This is a genomic window from Pseudomonas sp. 50_B (assembly GCF_017491625.1).
Taxonomy (GTDB): Bacteria; Pseudomonadota; Gammaproteobacteria; order Pseudomonadales; family Pseudomonadaceae; genus Aquipseudomonas; species Aquipseudomonas danubii.
In genome coordinates this window covers 183179-198668 of record NZ_JAFGYX010000009.1, presented here as the reverse complement: position 1 = coordinate 198668, position 15490 = coordinate 183179, and the positions used below count along the sequence as shown (strand labels likewise).

14 protein-coding genes are annotated in these 15490 nt (G+C 64.8%); 10 read left to right on the top strand and 4 right to left on the bottom strand.

From position 1 onward, the window contains the following. The first annotated feature begins 116 nt into the window (after window positions 1-116). The 9 genes from dusB (at window position 117) to J5M73_RS15165 (ending at window position 9667) form a co-directional block, all read left to right on the top strand. The gene (gene dusB, locus J5M73_RS15205; protein ID WP_016968220.1) at window positions 117-1130 is read left to right on the top strand and encodes a tRNA dihydrouridine synthase DusB; all 1014 of its coding nucleotides are present in this window, start codon (window positions 117-119) and stop codon (window positions 1128-1130) included. Continuing rightward, complete coding sequence (fis, locus tag J5M73_RS15200) at window positions 1127-1447, top strand: DNA-binding transcriptional regulator Fis (protein ID WP_007921650.1); 321 nt, start codon at window positions 1127-1129, stop codon at window positions 1445-1447. The genes dusB and fis overlap by 4 nt, the downstream gene beginning before the upstream one ends. 82 nt (window positions 1448-1529) lie before the next feature. Further along, window positions 1530-3137, top strand: a complete 1608-nt coding sequence (gene purH, locus J5M73_RS15195; protein WP_102862991.1) for a bifunctional phosphoribosylaminoimidazolecarboxamide formyltransferase/IMP cyclohydrolase — start codon at window positions 1530-1532, stop codon at window positions 3135-3137. Window positions 3138-3326: 189 nt separating this feature from the next. Further along, window positions 3327-4616 carry a phosphoribosylamine--glycine ligase gene (gene purD, locus J5M73_RS15190; RefSeq protein ID WP_102862990.1) on the top strand — a complete coding sequence of 430 codons (1290 nt, stop codon included), beginning with the start codon at window positions 3327-3329 and terminating at the stop codon, window positions 4614-4616. Window positions 4617-4716: 100 nt separating this feature from the next. After that, the gene (locus J5M73_RS15185) at window positions 4717-7503 is read left to right on the top strand and encodes a hybrid sensor histidine kinase/response regulator (RefSeq protein WP_102862989.1); all 2787 of its coding nucleotides are present in this window, start codon (window positions 4717-4719) and stop codon (window positions 7501-7503) included. A 63-nt stretch (window positions 7504-7566) separates the two neighbouring features. Continuing rightward, on the top strand, window positions 7567-8163 hold the full coding sequence (locus J5M73_RS15180) for a MarC family protein (RefSeq protein ID WP_102862988.1): 597 nt from the start codon (window positions 7567-7569) through the stop codon (window positions 8161-8163). A gap of 33 nt (window positions 8164-8196) precedes the next feature. Beyond that, the gene (locus tag J5M73_RS15175; protein ID WP_060837336.1) at window positions 8197-8649 is read left to right on the top strand and encodes a hypothetical protein; all 453 of its coding nucleotides are present in this window, start codon (window positions 8197-8199) and stop codon (window positions 8647-8649) included. 23 nt (window positions 8650-8672) lie between these two features. Continuing rightward, a complete protein-coding gene (locus J5M73_RS15170) occupies window positions 8673-9218 on the top strand; it encodes a CPCC family cysteine-rich protein (RefSeq protein WP_102862987.1) in 546 nt (181 codons plus the stop codon). Next, window positions 9215-9667, top strand: a complete 453-nt coding sequence (locus J5M73_RS15165) for an SMI1/KNR4 family protein (RefSeq protein ID WP_102862986.1) — start codon at window positions 9215-9217, stop codon at window positions 9665-9667. The genes J5M73_RS15170 and J5M73_RS15165 overlap by 4 nt, the downstream gene beginning before the upstream one ends. A gap of 67 nt (window positions 9668-9734) precedes the next feature. Here the strand turns inward: J5M73_RS15165 and cobJ are convergent, their stop codons facing one another. Genes cobJ through cobG form a run of 4 tightly spaced genes read right to left on the bottom strand, consistent with a single transcriptional unit; the run spans window position 9735 to window position 14119 of the window. Beyond that, window positions 9735-11456 carry a precorrin-3B C(17)-methyltransferase gene (gene cobJ, locus J5M73_RS15160; RefSeq protein WP_102862985.1) on the bottom strand — a complete coding sequence of 574 codons (1722 nt, stop codon included), beginning with the start codon at window positions 11454-11456 and terminating at the stop codon, window positions 9735-9737. Beyond that, complete coding sequence (locus J5M73_RS15155; RefSeq protein WP_102862984.1) at window positions 11456-12187, bottom strand: precorrin-2 C(20)-methyltransferase; 732 nt, start codon at window positions 12185-12187, stop codon at window positions 11456-11458. Before J5M73_RS15155 ends, cobJ begins: the two co-directional genes overlap by 1 nt. Next, window positions 12187-12813 (bottom strand): precorrin-8X methylmutase, encoded by a 627-nt coding sequence (locus J5M73_RS15150; RefSeq protein ID WP_102862983.1) that lies wholly within the window; start codon window positions 12811-12813, stop codon window positions 12187-12189. The genes J5M73_RS15155 and J5M73_RS15150 overlap by 1 nt, the downstream gene beginning before the upstream one ends. Next, complete coding sequence (gene cobG, locus J5M73_RS15145) at window positions 12806-14119, bottom strand: precorrin-3B synthase (RefSeq protein ID WP_102862982.1); 1314 nt, start codon at window positions 14117-14119, stop codon at window positions 12806-12808. The genes J5M73_RS15150 and cobG overlap by 8 nt, the downstream gene beginning before the upstream one ends. 131 nt (window positions 14120-14250) lie before the next feature. Between cobG and cbiE the strand changes: the two genes are divergently transcribed. After that, window positions 14251-15465 carry a precorrin-6y C5,15-methyltransferase (decarboxylating) subunit CbiE gene (gene cbiE / locus J5M73_RS15140; RefSeq protein WP_102862981.1) on the top strand — a complete coding sequence of 405 codons (1215 nt, stop codon included), beginning with the start codon at window positions 14251-14253 and terminating at the stop codon, window positions 15463-15465. Window positions 15466-15490: the final 25 nt, after the last annotated feature.

Sequence of the window (15490 nt, the reverse complement as noted above, 5' to 3'; positions counted from 1 at the left end):
AACGGAAGAACTGTTCAGATTTTATCCAATTCAGCCTTTATCCGGTCATCGAGAGCGGGTATCATGCCAACCCTTTTTCGAACTCTCATGATCCGGCCCCACAACAGGGAAGTCCTATGTCGGCGGTACGCATCGGCCCATATACATTGCACAACGGCTTGATTCTCGCCCCGATGGCGGGGGTCACCGACCAGCCCTTTCGTCAGCTTTGCAAGCAGTTGGGCGCGGGCCTTGTAGTCTCGGAAATGGTCACCAGCGACATGAGCTTGTGGAACAGCCGCAAATCGCGGTTGCGCATGATCCACGAAGGCGATCCCGAGCCACGCTCGGTACAGATTGCCGGTGGCGATGCACAGATGCTGGCAGACGCCGCCCGCGCCAACGTCGAGTTGGGCGCACAGATTATTGATATCAACATGGGTTGTCCGGCGAAGAAGGTCTGCAACAAGGCTGCCGGTTCCGCGTTGCTGAAAGACGAAGCCCTGGTCAACGAGATTCTCCAGGCGGTGGTGGCCGCAGTGGATGTACCGGTCACCCTGAAGATCCGCACCGGCTGGGATCGGCAGAACAAGAACGGCCTGACGGTGGCGAAGATCGCCGAGCAGGCGGGCATCACGGCACTGGCGGTCCACGGTCGGACCCGGGCCGACCTGTACACCGGTGAAGCCGAGTACGACACCATTGCCGCGATCAAGCAGGCGGTGTCGATTCCGGTCTTTGCCAACGGCGATATCGACTCGCCCGAGAAGGCCCGGCAGGTATTGCACGCCACCGGGGCCGACGGGTTGTTGATCGGCCGGGCCGCCCAGGGGCGGCCATGGATTTTTCGTGAAATCGAACACTTCCTGCGTACCGGTGAAACCCTCCCGGCACCGGAGCTGTTCGAGGTGGAACGTATTCTGCTAGAGCACCTGGCCGCGCTGCATGCCTTCTATGGGGAGGTCATGGGCGTCCGCATTGCGCGCAAGCATGTGGGCTGGTATCTCGCAACCCTGCCGGGCGCCAGGGAGTTTCGCGCCCACTTCAATCGTTTGGAAGATACGGAAGCACAATGCGCCAACGTTCGTGAGTTCTTTGCCGGACGTTACAAGAGCCTGGAAACAGGGGACGGAGAGGGGGTGGCCGCATGACGATGATGACCGAGACTTTAGTGAGTGGAACTGCACCCGTGAGCGACAACGTGAATTTGAAACAGCACCTCAATACCCCCAGCGAAGAAGGCCAGACCCTTCGCGGGAGTGTCGAGAAGGCGCTGCACAATTATTTCGCCCACCTTGAGGGCGCTGCCGTCACGGACGTGTACAACCTGGTGCTCTCCGAAGTCGAGGCTCCGTTGCTCGAAAGCGTGATGAACTACGTCAAGGGCAACCAGACCAAGGCCAGCGAACTCCTGGGTCTGAACCGCGGCACCCTGCGCAAGAAACTCAAGCAGTACGATTTGTTGTAAGCATTCAATCAAACCAGAAAGGCGCCCGCGTAAAAAACGGTCGCCTTTTTTGCTGACTCCTTTGCTTTTGATGGAAATTGAGATGACCGACCAGACTACCCGCCTGCCGATCCGCCGCGCCTTGATCAGTGTTTCCGACAAGACCGGGATCCTCGAATTCGCCAAGGAGCTGGAAGCCCTCGGTGTGGAGATCCTCTCCACCGGCGGGACCTTCAAACTGCTGCAGGACAACGGCGTGGCCGCAGTAGAAGTCGCGGATTACACCGGTTTCGCGGAAATGATGGACGGCCGGGTCAAGACCCTGCACCCGAAAATCCACGGCGGTATCCTCGGTCGTCGCGGTATCGACGACGCCATCATGAACGAGCACGGGATCAAGCCCATCGATCTGGTGGCGGTCAACCTCTACCCCTTCGAAGCCACCATTTCCAAGCCCGGCTGCGACCTGCCGACCGCCATCGAGAACATCGACATCGGCGGCCCGACCATGGTCCGCTCGGCGGCCAAGAACCATAAGGACGTGGCCATCGTGGTCAATGCCAGCGACTACGCCGGCGTCCTGGAAAGCCTCAAGGCCGGTGGCCTGACCTACGCCCAGCGTTTCGACCTGATGCTCAAGGCCTTCGAACACACCGCCGCCTACGACGGCATGATCGCCAACTACATGGGCACCGTGAACCAGGCCGCCGAGACCCTCTCGACATCCGGCCGCAGCGAATTCCCGCGGACCTTCAACAGCCAGTTCATCAAGGCCCAGGAAATGCGCTACGGCGAGAACCCGCACCAGAGCGCGGCGTTCTACGTGGAAGCCAAGCCTGCCGAAGTCGGCATCGCCACCGCCACCCAGCTGCAAGGCAAGGAGCTGTCCTACAACAACGTAGCCGACACCGACGCCGCCCTGGAATGCGTGAAGAGCTTCGTCAAGCCGGCCTGCGTCATCGTCAAGCACGCCAACCCGTGCGGCGTGGCGGTCAGCCCGGACGCTGAAGGCGGCATCCGCCAGGCCTACGAACTGGCCTACGCCACCGACACCGAATCGGCCTTCGGCGGCATCATCGCCTTCAACCGCGAACTGGATGCCGAAACCGCCAAGGCCATCGTCGAGCGTCAGTTCGTCGAAGTGATCATCGCCCCGAGCGTCAGCGAAGAAGCCCGCGCCATTGTCGCCGCCAAAGCCAACGTGCGCCTGCTGGCCTGTGGCCAGTGGTCGGCAGACCGCGTACCGGCCTGGGACTACAAGCGCGTCAACGGTGGCCTGCTGGTGCAGAGCCGCGATATCGGCATGATCAGCGCCGATGATCTGAAAGTCGTGACCAAACGCGCCCCGACCGAGCAAGAGATCCACGACCTGATCTTCGCTTGGAAAGTCGCCAAATACGTCAAATCCAACGCCATCGTCTACGCCAAGAACCGCCAGACCATCGGTGTCGGCGCTGGCCAGATGAGCCGCGTGAACTCGGCGCGGATCGCTGCGATCAAAGCCGAACACGCCGGCCTGCAAGTGCAGGGCGCAGTGATGGCTTCCGACGCCTTCTTCCCGTTCCGTGACGGCATCGACAACGCGGCCAAGGTCGGCATCACTGCAGTGATCCAGCCAGGCGGCTCGATGCGTGACAACGAAGTGATTGCCGCAGCTGACGAGGCTGGCATTGCGATGGTGTTCACCGGCATGCGCCACTTCCGTCACTGATACGACAACGGTCGCACTGACACCGGCATCTGCTGCGTTGGAGCCCACCCCGATGACGCTCATTGCCAACAGGCAACTGCGCTCATCGAGGTGGGCTCCGCCTTGCATCTACCTCTGTCATTGCAACCTCCTGAGGCGTGCAGCGCTTCAGGTTCCAAAACAGAATTAGCGTCATCCGAGGTTTTTGAAATGAATGTACTGATCATTGGTAGCGGCGGTCGCGAACACGCCCTGGCCTGGAAAGTCGCTCAGGACCCACGGGTCGAAAAAGTATTCGTTGCCCCCGGCAACGCCGGTACCGCCATCGAAGCCAAGTGCGAGAACGTCGCCATCGACGTCCTGGCCCTGGAGCAGTTGGCGGATTTCGCTGAGAAGAACGTCTCTCTGACCATCGTCGGTCCGGAAGTGCCGCTGGTGGCGGGCGTGGTCGACCTGTTCCGCTCCCGCGGCCTGGACTGCTTCGGTCCGACTGCCGGTGCCGCGCAGCTGGAAGGCTCGAAAGCCTTCACCAAGGACTTCCTCGCGCGCCACAAGATCCCGACCGCCGACTACCAGAACTTCACCGAGATTGAGCCGGCCCTGGCCTACCTGCGGGAAAAAGGCGCGCCGATCGTGATCAAGGCCGACGGCCTGGCCGCCGGTAAAGGCGTGATCGTCGCCATGACCCTGGCCGAAGCCGAGGAAGCCGTGCGTGACATGCTGGCCGGCAATGCCTTCGGTGATGCCGGTTCCCGCGTGGTCATCGAGGAGTTCCTCGACGGCGAGGAAGCCAGCTTCATCGTCATGGTCGACGGCAAGAACGTGCTGCCCATGGCCACCAGCCAGGACCACAAACGCGTCGGCGACGGCGACACTGGCCCCAATACCGGTGGCATGGGCGCTTACTCGCCAGCACCGGTGGTCACTTCAGAAGTGCACCAGCGGGTGATGGATCTGGTGATCTGGCCCACCGTTCGCGGCATGGCCGAGGAAGGCAACGTCTACACCGGCTTCCTCTATGCCGGTCTGATGATCGACAAAGCCGGCAACCCGAAAGTCATCGAGTTCAACTGCCGCTTCGGCGACCCGGAGACCCAACCGGTGATGCTGCGCCTGCAATCGAGCCTGGTACTGCTGGTGGAAGCCGCCCTGGCCCAGGCCCTGGACAAGGTCGAAGCCCAGTGGGACCCACGTCCAAGCCTGGGCATCGTCCTCGCCGCCGGCGGCTATCCTGGCGACTATGCCAAGGGCGCGGCCATCACTGGCCTGGACGCCGCCGCTGCACTGGAAGGCAAAGTGTTCCACGCTGGCACCGCACTCAAGGACGGTCAGGTCGTGACCTCCGGCGGCCGGGTGCTCTGCGCCACCGCCATGGGTGACAGCGTCGATGCCGCTCAGCAACAAGCCTACCGCCTGGCGGCCAAGATCGACTGGCAGGGCTGCTTCTACCGCAACGACATCGGCTACCGTGCCATTGCTCGTGAGCGCGGCCAGGAGTAAAGCTGCCAGCGCCCCCCGGCAAGGGCCTCGCGCCCTTGCCGTGCGGTGATCACGCCGCGCATAGTTATAATCAGGCATCAACCAATGAAGGGATTTCGCCGTGCGCTGGCTCAGGACCGCCCTAGGCTTCACCGTCACATTGCTGACCTTGCTCTGCTTGAATCCGGCCCTGGCCGCTCAAGGCAGTGGCTGGGCGGTTTTGCTCGACGAACAGGCCGACCTGCAGCTCAGTGATATCCGCTCCCCGCGCTACACCAACCAATTCAGCCCCATCGAACTGGACAAACTGACCGCAGCCGAACCCGACGGCGCCCTGTGGTTGCGCTTCAAGCTCCAACCGGGAACCCACGAGCAGATCCTGCGGATCTTCGCCCCCGACCTGTCCCACCTGAATCTCTACGTGCTCGACGGCGACAAGCTGATCGAACAAGTGAACACCGGCGCCAGCCAGTCGCAAGCCCAAAAGCCTTTGCCCAGCAGCGACTTCATGCTGCCACTGCCGCAAAGTGCCAAGCCGCTGGACGTCTATCTGCGCCTGGTGTCCGAACATGAACTGCGTCCCTACATCACCCTGCAATCGGCAGTGATGAGCGCCGCCGACCAGAGCCAGACACTGATCTACGGCCTGTTGTTCGGCTGCCTGGCGATGCTGATCCTGCACAACCTCACCCGCTTCGCCTACACCCGCTCACGCAGCAGCCTGTGGCTGGCAGCCTGTGAAGGCCTGCTGACCCTCAGCCTGTTGATGCTGCTGAACCTGCTCGGTCCCTGGTTACCGGACTGGCAAGCGTTGCAGACACCGGGCGCCTACGTGGCCCTGCTGCTGACCGCGCCCTGCGGGATGATGTTCGCCTACCGCTTCTTCGCTCCACTGGGCCCGCACCCGCTGAACCGCTTGCTGCTGGGCAATATTCTGCTGATCGGCCTGTTCGGTCTGTTGCTGCTGTTCGTCAACACCCTGCCGCTGAACATCATCACCTACGGCCTGGTGGCCCTGGCCGGCCTGAGCATGCTGTTCGTTGGCGCCTACCACTGGCACCAGGGCTATCGTCCGGCCCGGCTGTTCGTCACCGCCATGGTGATTTTCAACCTCGGCACCCTGGTGATTCTCCCGGCGCTGCTGGGCCTGACCCTGGTAGCGCCGCAAGGGTTGATCGTCACCCTGCTGAGCGTGGTGTGCATCGCCGGGTTGCTGATGAGCATTGCCTTGGGCGAGCGCCAGCGCAACATCACCGAGAACCGCTTCAGTGTCAGTCGCGACCTGGCCGCCAGCACCGCCGAGATCAATGCCAAGGCCGAGTTCCTGGCCAAGATCAGCCACGAGATCCGTACGCCGATGAACGGCGTGCTGGGCATGACCGAGTTACTGCTGGGCACCCCACTGTCGGTCAAGCAGCGTGATTACGTGCAGACCATTCACAGTGCCGGCAACGAGCTGCTGACCCTGATCAACGAGATCCTCGACATCTCCAAGCTGGAGTCCGGGCAGATCGAACTGGACGACGTGCAGTTCGACCTCAACGCCCTGATCGAGGATTGCCTGAGTATCTTCCGGGCCAAGGCCGAACAGCAGAACGTCGAGCTGATCAGTTTCATCCAGCCCCAGGTGCCGCGGGTCATCAGCGGCGATCCGACGCGCCTGCGCCAGGCCCTGCTGAGCCTGTTGGAAAACGCCCTGAAGAAGACCGACGAAGGCGAAGTGCTGATCGTCGTCGCCCTCGACGAGCGCAGCAGCAAACCGCGCCTGCGCATTGCCGTACAAGACAGCGGCCAGCCCATGGATACCGAGGAGCGCGAAGCGCTGCTGCACACCGAACTGCACAGCAAGAACTTCCTCGCCACCACCCGCCTGGGGGGCAACCTGGGGCTGGTGATCGCCCGCCAGTTGATCCTGCTGATGCACGGCGAATTCGGCATCAAGAGCGGCACCAACCAGGGCAGCACCCTGTGGCTGACCCTGCCCCTGGACGCCGAGCGCCTGGAACATCCCACCGCCGACCTCGACGGCCCCTTGCAGGGCGCTCGGGTGCTGGTGGTGGACGATAACGACACCTGCCGCAAGGTGCTGGTGCAGCAATGCAGCGCCTGGGGCCTGAACGTCAGCGCCGTGCCTTCGGGCAAGGAAGCCCTGGCCCTGCTGCGGACCAAGGCGCACCTGCGGGACTATTTCGATGTGGTGCTGCTGGACCAGAACATGCCCGGCATGACCGGCATGCAGCTGGCAGCGAAGATCAAGGAAGACCCGAGCCTGAACCACGACATCCTGCTGATCATGCTCACCGGCATCAGCAACGCGCCGAGCAAGGTGATTGCGCGCAATGCCGGGATCAAGCGCATCCTCGCCAAGCCGGTGGCCGGCTACACCCTCAAGACCACTCTGGCCGACGAGCTCAGCCAACGCGACAAGGCCCCCACCGCGCCCTACAACATGCCCCTGAACCCGGCACCGGGTCCGGCGCCGATCACCGTTCCCAGCGACTTCAGCATCCTGGTGGCCGAAGACAACAGCATCTCCACCAAGGTCATCCGCGGCATGCTGGGCAAGCTCAATCTGCAGCCCGACACCGCCAGCAACGGCGAAGAGGCCTTGCAGGCCATGAAGGCCAAGCGCTACGACCTGGTGCTCATGGACTGCGAAATGCCGGTGCTCGACGGTTTCTCCGCCACCCAGCAGTTGCGGGCCTGGGAAGTCGGCAACCAACGGGTGCGCACCCCGGTGGTGGCGCTGACCGCGCACATCCTCGCCGAGCACAAGGAGCGCGCGCGCCAGGCCGGCATGGACGGGCACATGGCCAAGCCGGTGGAGTTGTCGCAACTGCGCGAGCTGGTGGAGCACTGGGTCACCCAGCGCGACCTGCGCGAGCGCAGCACCGCGCACACCAGTTGAGCCGACAGCCTGCGCGGCGCCTGTTAAACTCTGGCTCGCCCTCCCTAGTCGTGAGCTCCCGCCATGCTCCACGTGCTGTTCAGCGTTTACCTGAAGATGCTGGTGCTCTATAGCCCGTTCTTCGTCCTCTCATGCTTCATCAGCCTGACCCGCGGCTACTCCTCCAAGGAGCGCCGACGCCTGGCCTGGAAAGTCGCCCTGGCTACCCTGATCTCCAGCGTCTTGCTGTACCTGTTCGGGCGGGTGATCTTCAGCGTGTTCGGCATCACCGTGGACGCCTTCCGCATCGGTGCCGGCAGCGTGCTGTTCATCTCGGCCCTGGGCATGGCCCAGGGCAAGTCGGCGGTACAGACCGACAACGTGCAACAGGACGTGACCATCGTGCCGCTGACCATTCCCCTGACCGTGGGCCCGGGCACCATCGGCGCCCTGCTGGTGATGGGGGTCAGCCAGCCCCACTGGGACGACAAGCTCACCGCCATTCTCAGCATCGCCCTGGCCAGCCTCACCGTGGGCGTGGTGCTGTACCTGTCCAACCGCATCGAGCGCATCCTTGGCGACCAGGGCCTGCAGATCGTCAGCCGGCTGATGGGACTGTTCGTCTGCGCCCTGGCGGCGCAGATCATCTTCACCGGGGTCAAAGGCTATCTGGTGCCCTAACAGCGGCACGACCCAGCGGACAAGGAATGTCACATGCCCGGCCATGAAGATCGCCAGCTCATCCAGCAACGATGGCAGGACGAACGCTACCCCAGGGATAACTCACTCGCCCTGGGCTCGGGCTTCTACTGCCTGTTCGAGCTGCCCCATGAGCATCCCCGACTGATCAACAAGGTGTGGCTGCCGGCCTCGGACTGCGACGCTCATCAGGACGGCGAGGGCCTTGCGACCCTGGCGCTGTGCGTCGCCGGCAACGGCGCCTTGCAGGCCCGGGCCGGCGAGTGTGCCGCGCATGGCGGGGATGGTTTCCTGGCATTGCAGGAGAAAGATTCTGAGGCCCTGATCTGGCTGCTGGTCCTGAGGGACACCAATCCCTTCAACCGGGTCGAGATCCAGGACCGACACCTCTATGCCGAGTCGACCTCCGGTGTCAGCGTGCAGATCCCTCTGGAGCGCCCCGATCAGTTGACCCTGGCCTGGCCATGACCCTTGCACTACCACCGAGCCCGATGAAAAAACTGACCGCCACCGCCGCCATCGACCTCCTCAGCCGCCAGCGGTTGCCCGGCCTCGACGCCGCCGCCCGCGCCTCCCACCTCCTGAACTGGTGGGGAATAGACAGCGACGACCTTGAGTTCGCCGCACTCCCACCCAGCCTGCAACAACAGCTCAGGGCGCAGCCGGAGCCCCCGGAAGACCCGCAGGCCCCGCGCTACGACGCCCTGCTGCTGATCGCCCTGCGCGCCGAATACCGCGGCGTGACCCACCACTACCTGATGCGCTGCCTGCGTGAAGCCGGGCTGGGCGACTACGCCGTCAGCGCGGACATCGAGTACCTGGAGGCCTGCCCCTGCTGCGGTTATCGAACCCTCTCGGCGCGGGGCGACTACCAGATCTGCGACCTCTGCCATTGGGAGGACGACGGCAGCCAGGCGCTGGATGTGCTGAGCGGACCCAACCACAAAACCCTGGGCCAGGCCCGGGAACACTTTGCCCGGCAGCAGGGCCACCTGCCCTTGGACAAGTGGCCACACATCAGCAAGGACACCCCATGATTCCCCAGCAGTTGGTCAGCCTGATCGAAGCCCAGCCCCGCTTCCGCCCGCGCCCCGACACCGCCGAGGTCACCCGAGCGTTGGCAACATTGGGGATTGCCCTGGACAGCGAGTTCGCCCAGATCTATCTGGCCTGTCACCCCGCCGACTTCGAAAGCCGGGCGAGCTACGAAGTGCTGATGGATATCGACGGGCCCAGTGATGAAATCCTGATGTGCACCGAGTTCATTCATGAAGTCTGGGAGTTGCCAGAGAACTTCGTCGCCTTCACCTCGTTGCAAGGTGAAGGCGGCTACCTGCTGGACAAGGACAGCGGCGGCGTCTGGGATTTCGACCTGGGCGACCGGGAGGCGTTCGTTGCCGGCCGCCTCCCCGCCCGCTGGGCCGGCTTCTTCGAATTCATCACCTGGCTGCTGACCGCCAAGGACAAGGACCAGGATGATGAGTGACCCTGCACGCTAGAAGCCGCTGCCGGCGATGGCGATCTTGTGAGCGCCTTCGCCGGCAAGCCGGCTCCTACAAGGGTTTATTGCCGTACCAGCGCGGCGTGTAGACCCACTCGCCACCCTCGGCCCGGGGGAAGACGCAGGTGGTGGAAGAGCCCACCAGCACCATGGTGCGCATGTCCACCTGCTCCGGGGTCAGCTCGCCCAGGGTGATGACCCGCAGGGTCTGCCCCGGACGACCGATATCCCGTCCCAGCACCACCGGGGTGTGCGGCGTGCGGTGCTGGCGCACGATCTCCAGGGCCCGGCCCAGTTGCCAGGGTCGGGAACGGGAGATCGGGTTGTAGAAGGCCAGGGCCAGATCGGCCTGGGAAGCAAGGTCCAGGCGCTTCTCGATGATGTCCCAGGGCTTGAGGTTGTCGGACAGCGACAGCACGCAGAAGTCATGACCCAGCGGCGCGCCGGCCTGGGCGGCGGTGGCCAGTGAGGCGGAGACGCCCGGGAGGATCTCCAGGTCGACACGATGCCAGGCCGGATCGCTGGATTCGTGCAGGGCTTCCAGGACCGCCGCGGCCATGGCAAACACCCCCGGATCACCGGACGACACCACCACCACCGAACGGCCCTGGGCCGCCAGTTCGAAGGCGTGCCGGGCGCGCTGCATCTCTTCGCGGTTGTCAGTGCAGTGCATCACCTGATCGGCGCGGAACGGGCCGGCCATGCGCACGTAGGTTTCATAACCGAGGATGTCGTTGGCCCGGGCCAGTTCGGCTTTCACCGCCGGCACCATGAGTTCGGCAGCACCAGGACCGAGGCCGATGACTGCCAGGCGCCCACGGGGCCGGCCGATCTGTTCGAGGTCCAGGGGCTGGCTGGCCACGGCGATGGCGATGTCCTCCCCCACCTTCAGCGGCGGCAGCAATTGCGGCACGGCTTGCTGTGCCAGTTCGACGACACTGCCGGCGGCCGGCAGGAAACGCAGCGGCACACCCAGTTGCGCAGCCGCCTGATGCAGGGCGCGGTCAGCCATGTCACTGTCGGCCGCCAGCAGGCAGGCGACGGACTGCACGGCGATGCGCGCCTGATGCAGGGCCTGACGGATGTGGGTAGCGAGGCTGGTATCGCTTTCGCCAGCAAGCTGGCCGCTACGGCAAGCGACCAGGACGCTGCGGGGGTAGATCAGCAGCTCATTGGCCGCAGGCTCGCGCTCGGCAGAGCCGACCCGGATGGTCAGGCGGGCCTGATCGTTCTCGGGCAGCTTGGCCGCGGCCAGCCAGGGCGCGGCGCCTTCGATGCGCACGCTTTCGCCACCCAGCAGGTCGGAGACAAAGCGCTTGCCCAGCTCCAGGTCGCCCAGGGCATAACCGCTGGGCGGGTTGAGCAGGCAGGTGCCAAAGCGCAGTTCGCCACTGGTGGTAATGGCCGCAGCCACGCCAAGGCCCGCGGCGATTTCCCGGGCCATGACGTTGACGCCGCCCAGGCCACCCAGCAGCGGCACCACGGCGCTGCCGTCTTCGGCCACTGCCAGCACCGGCGGTTCGGCGCCTTTTTCCAGCAGCAGCGGGGCCAGGGTGCGGATCACGATACCCGCCGCACACAGGGCGATGATGGGCCTGTCCTGTTGATACAGCTGGCGCAGGGTGGCGCCGAATTCGTGGTAGATCCGATCAGCGCCTTCGACCCGTTCCGCCAGACCGTAGATCAACGAATCGGGATACAGCCGCTGGATCTGCCGTGCGGTGTCGAGACTGCCTTGGCCAAGGATGACGATGGCCGGAATTGAACGGGCCATCAGCCTTGCCACCTTTCGCCGGGCACGATGATCAGCGAGAAGTACGGCGAGGACATCGGCTCCACGTCATCCAGCGGCACGATCTTCTGGTTGGCCATGGTGGCGCGCTCCACATACAGCGCACGCTGCGCCAGCCCCAGCTCTTCCAGGACCTGGCGCACCTTGGGGAAATTGCGCCCCAGCTTCATCACCACCGCCGCGTCGGCGTCCGCCAGACGCCGCTTGAGTTCGTCATGTGGCAGCACGCCCGAGAGCACCGACAGGCTCTGGTTGCGATACACCAGCGGCGCGCCCAGCACCGACGCGCCGCCCAGCATCGAGCACACCCCGGGCACCACTTCGGCCTGGTAACGCTCGGCCAGACGATCGTGCAGGTACATGTAGGAGCCGTAGAAGAACGGGTCGCCTTCGCAGATCACCGCCACATCCCGACCGGCATCCAGATGCAGCGCCAGCTCTTGGCTGGCGCTGTCGTAGAAATCGCTGATCACTTGCTCGTAGGACAGCGGCGCCGGCAGCACCTCGGTGGTCACCGGGTACACCAGCGGCAGCAGGGTCTGGGCCTGTTGCAGGTGCCCTTCGATGATGCCGAAGGCGTTGCCTTTCTTGCCCTTGGCCACGAAGTAGGCCACCACCGGCGACTCGCGCAGCAGGCGCAGGGCCTTCAGGGTAATCAGCTCCGGATCACCAGGACCCACGCCAAGGCCGATCAAACGTCCAGGTTGCTGCATCATTCGATCTCCGTGGCCAGGGCGTTGACGGCGGCGGCGGCCATGGCGCTACCGCCCAGGCGACCCTGCATGATCACAAAGGGCACGCCGCGGCTGTCGGCGGCGAGCATCGCCTTGGATTCGGCGGCGCCGACGAAGCCCACCGGGAAGCCGAGGATCAGCGCCGGTTTCGGCGCGCCGGCGTCGAGCATTTCCAGGAGGTAGAACAGGGCGGTGGGCGCATTGCCGATCACCACCACGCTGCCTTCCAGGTGCGGACGCCAGAGCTCCAGAGCCGCCGCCGAGCGGGTGTTGCCCAGCTCTCGGGCCAACTCCGGGACGCTGTCATCGCGCAGGGTGCAGATCACTTTGTTGTTGGCCGGCAAGCGTGCCCGGGTAATGCCTTCAGAGACCATCCGCGCATCGCAGAGGATCGGTGCCCCGGCGGCCAGGGCATCACGCCCGGCCTTGCCGGCGCCCGCGGAGAATTGCAGGCCGTCGATGGCCTCGACCATGCCGCAGGCGTGGATCACCCGTACCGCGAGTTTTTCCAGGTCGGCGGGAATGCGATCCAGCTTGGCTTCTTCGCGGATGATCGCGAAGGAGTTGCGATAGATCTCCTGACCGTCGCGGATGTAATCAATCATCTAGGTGGCTCCGTGGGCGGGCATCAAGCAGTGCCTCTGCCGCTTCAATAGAAAGGTTGCGTGCGTGCAGCGCGCCGAAACCCGGCTGCGCTGCATCGCGTAGATACAAGTCGTAACGCCCTGGGGCCGTCGCCAGCAGGGTGGCCGGCGCCACATGGGCGGCGGCGCAGGAACGGGAGCAGGCCGACAAATGCACCGCCTGCTGACGGCCATGGCCCTGGAGCAGGGCCGCCAACTTCAACGCATCGCCCTTGGTGTCGGCCAGGGCTTTGCCGCAGCCACTGGAGCCGGTACAGGCAATCAGGTGGGCCAGGGACTGTTCAGGGCTGCACAACAGGCCCAGTTGGCCCAGACGTGCCGTGACCCGGGGAGCATCCGCCGGGGCAATGCCGGGCAGCAGCAGGCTCTGCCAGGGTGTGAAGCGCAGGCTGGCGTCGCCGTACTGTTCGGCCAGTTGCGCAGCGCCCTTGAGCATGACGGGATCAAGGCGCCCCAGGGGCGCAACCGCACCGACATAGACCTGTCCGCGTTCACGCTGTGGATAAGTTCCCAGGTGCAGCCCAGCGACCGAGGCCGGACGCTGCCAGCCGTCGATACTCAACAAGGGCCGGCTCAGGCGCAGGTTCAGTTGGGCAAGAAAATCCGCCACCGGCACCTGCGCCAACAGGTGGCGCATCCGCGTCTGCTCGGGCGTGGCCAGTTCGAGAAACAGCTCCAGCACCGCCACCAGCAGTTCATGACCCAGTTCCTGGGGCACTGCCGCCAAGGGTTTATCCACAGGGCTGCCCGCCAGGCCAAAGGCCAACAGCAACTGCCCCTCCCGCACCAAGGCGGCCAGCCACAGATCGTGATGATGTTCGAGCATGGCCAGGGCTTCGCCGCCATCGAGCTGCACGGCGAACTTGGCCGACAGTTCATGGAAGCGCGAGTGGCTCTGCAAGGTCTCGAGGATCTGCCCGGCCAGGGGCCGGGTGTCCATCAGCAACTGCCGGTCGATGCCGGCACTGGGGCTGAGCATCAGGTTGCGCACATCGTCGCCGGCGGCGGTGGTCGGTCCCAGGCCGGCCGCCAGCAGTTTGTCGATCAGTGCCTGGTGCTCGGCGCCGATCCCGCGAATCTGCAGGTTGGCGCGGTTGGTGGCCTCGATCACACCGCCGGCATAAGCCTGCGCCGCCTCGGCCACCGCCGCTGCCTGAGCGGCACTGATGACGCCGCCCGCCAGCTTGATCCGGCAGATGCCGCCGTCCAGCGCAGGGACAATGCGCAGCAACCCCGGGCAGGCCGAGGGGCGGATGGCGGTGGACATAGGACGTTCGTTCAAAGGGGCGACCGGCAGTGTGGGAAAAGCGCTTCGTCAGCGAAGGCGCGGTATTATGCCTGCTTTGTCCGAAGGCATGAAAAGCCTGCCGGTCGGAACCTTAGGTTTGAGGAATATAGATGTCGCCCTGGCTGACAGTAGTGGGAATCGGTGAAGACGGCTTCAAGGGCCTGGGCAGGAATGCCCGCCATGCCCTGCTGGGCGCTTCGCGGATCGTCGGCGGCCAGCGCCAGCTGGATCTGCTGCCGGCGTGCATCCGTGGCGAACGCCAGTTGTGGCCCAGTCCGTTCTCCCTGGAGCCGGTGCTGAGCCAACGCGACACGCCCGTCTGCGTGCTGGCCAGCGGCGATCCGATGCTGTTCGGCGTAGGGGCCAGCCTGGCCCGGCAACTGCCGGCCGATGAGCTGCAGGTACTGCCCTTTCCTTCCTCCTATTCCCTGGCCGCCGCCCGCCTGGGCTGGGCCCTGCAGGAGGTGGTCACGCTGTCGGTGGTGGCACGGCCGATTGCCGCGCTCAACGCCCAACTGTTCAGCGGCGTGCGCCTGCTGGTGCTGAGCAATGACCGCCACAGCCCGGCAGCCATCGCCGGACTGCTGCGCGAGCGCGGCTTCGGCCCGAGCCGGATCACGGTACTGGAGCACTTGGGCGGGCCCTTGGAGCGACGCCTGGACAGCACTGCCAATCAATGGAGCGATCCATCGATCGCCGACCTCAACCTGCTGGCCATCGAATGCCGGGCGGCGGCCGATACGCCGCCACTGTCCCGTCTGGCCGGCCTGCCGGACTCGGCCTTCCGTCATGACGGCCAGTTGACCAAGCGGGACGTGCGCGCCATCACCCTGGCCCGTCTGGCCCCGGTACCCGGTGAACTGCTCTGGGATGTGGGGGCCGGCAGCGGTTCCATCGGTATTGAATGGATGCGGGCCCACCCCAGTTGTAGGGCCCTGGCCATCGAAGCCGATGACGGCCGCCAGCAGTTGATCGAACACAACCGCGACGTGCTCGGGGTGCCCGGGCTGCAACTGATTCGCGGCAGCGCGCCCCAAGCCCTGGCCGGACTGGAGCGTCCGGATGCGGTGTTCATCGGTGGTGGGGTGACCCGCGAAGGCGTATTGCAGACTTGCTGGGAGCAGCTCAAGCCCGGTGGGCGCCTGGTGGCCAACGCGGTGACCCTGCAAAGTGAAATGACCCTGATGCACTGGCGCGAGCAGTACGGCGGGGAACTGACCCGCATCCATATCGCCCAGGCCCAGCCCCTGGGGGAGTTCGATACCTGGCGCCAGGCCCTGCCGATCACCCTGCTGGACCTGCACAAACCCCGGGACCTGCCATGAACCTTGCAGGAATGGGCTTGCCCGC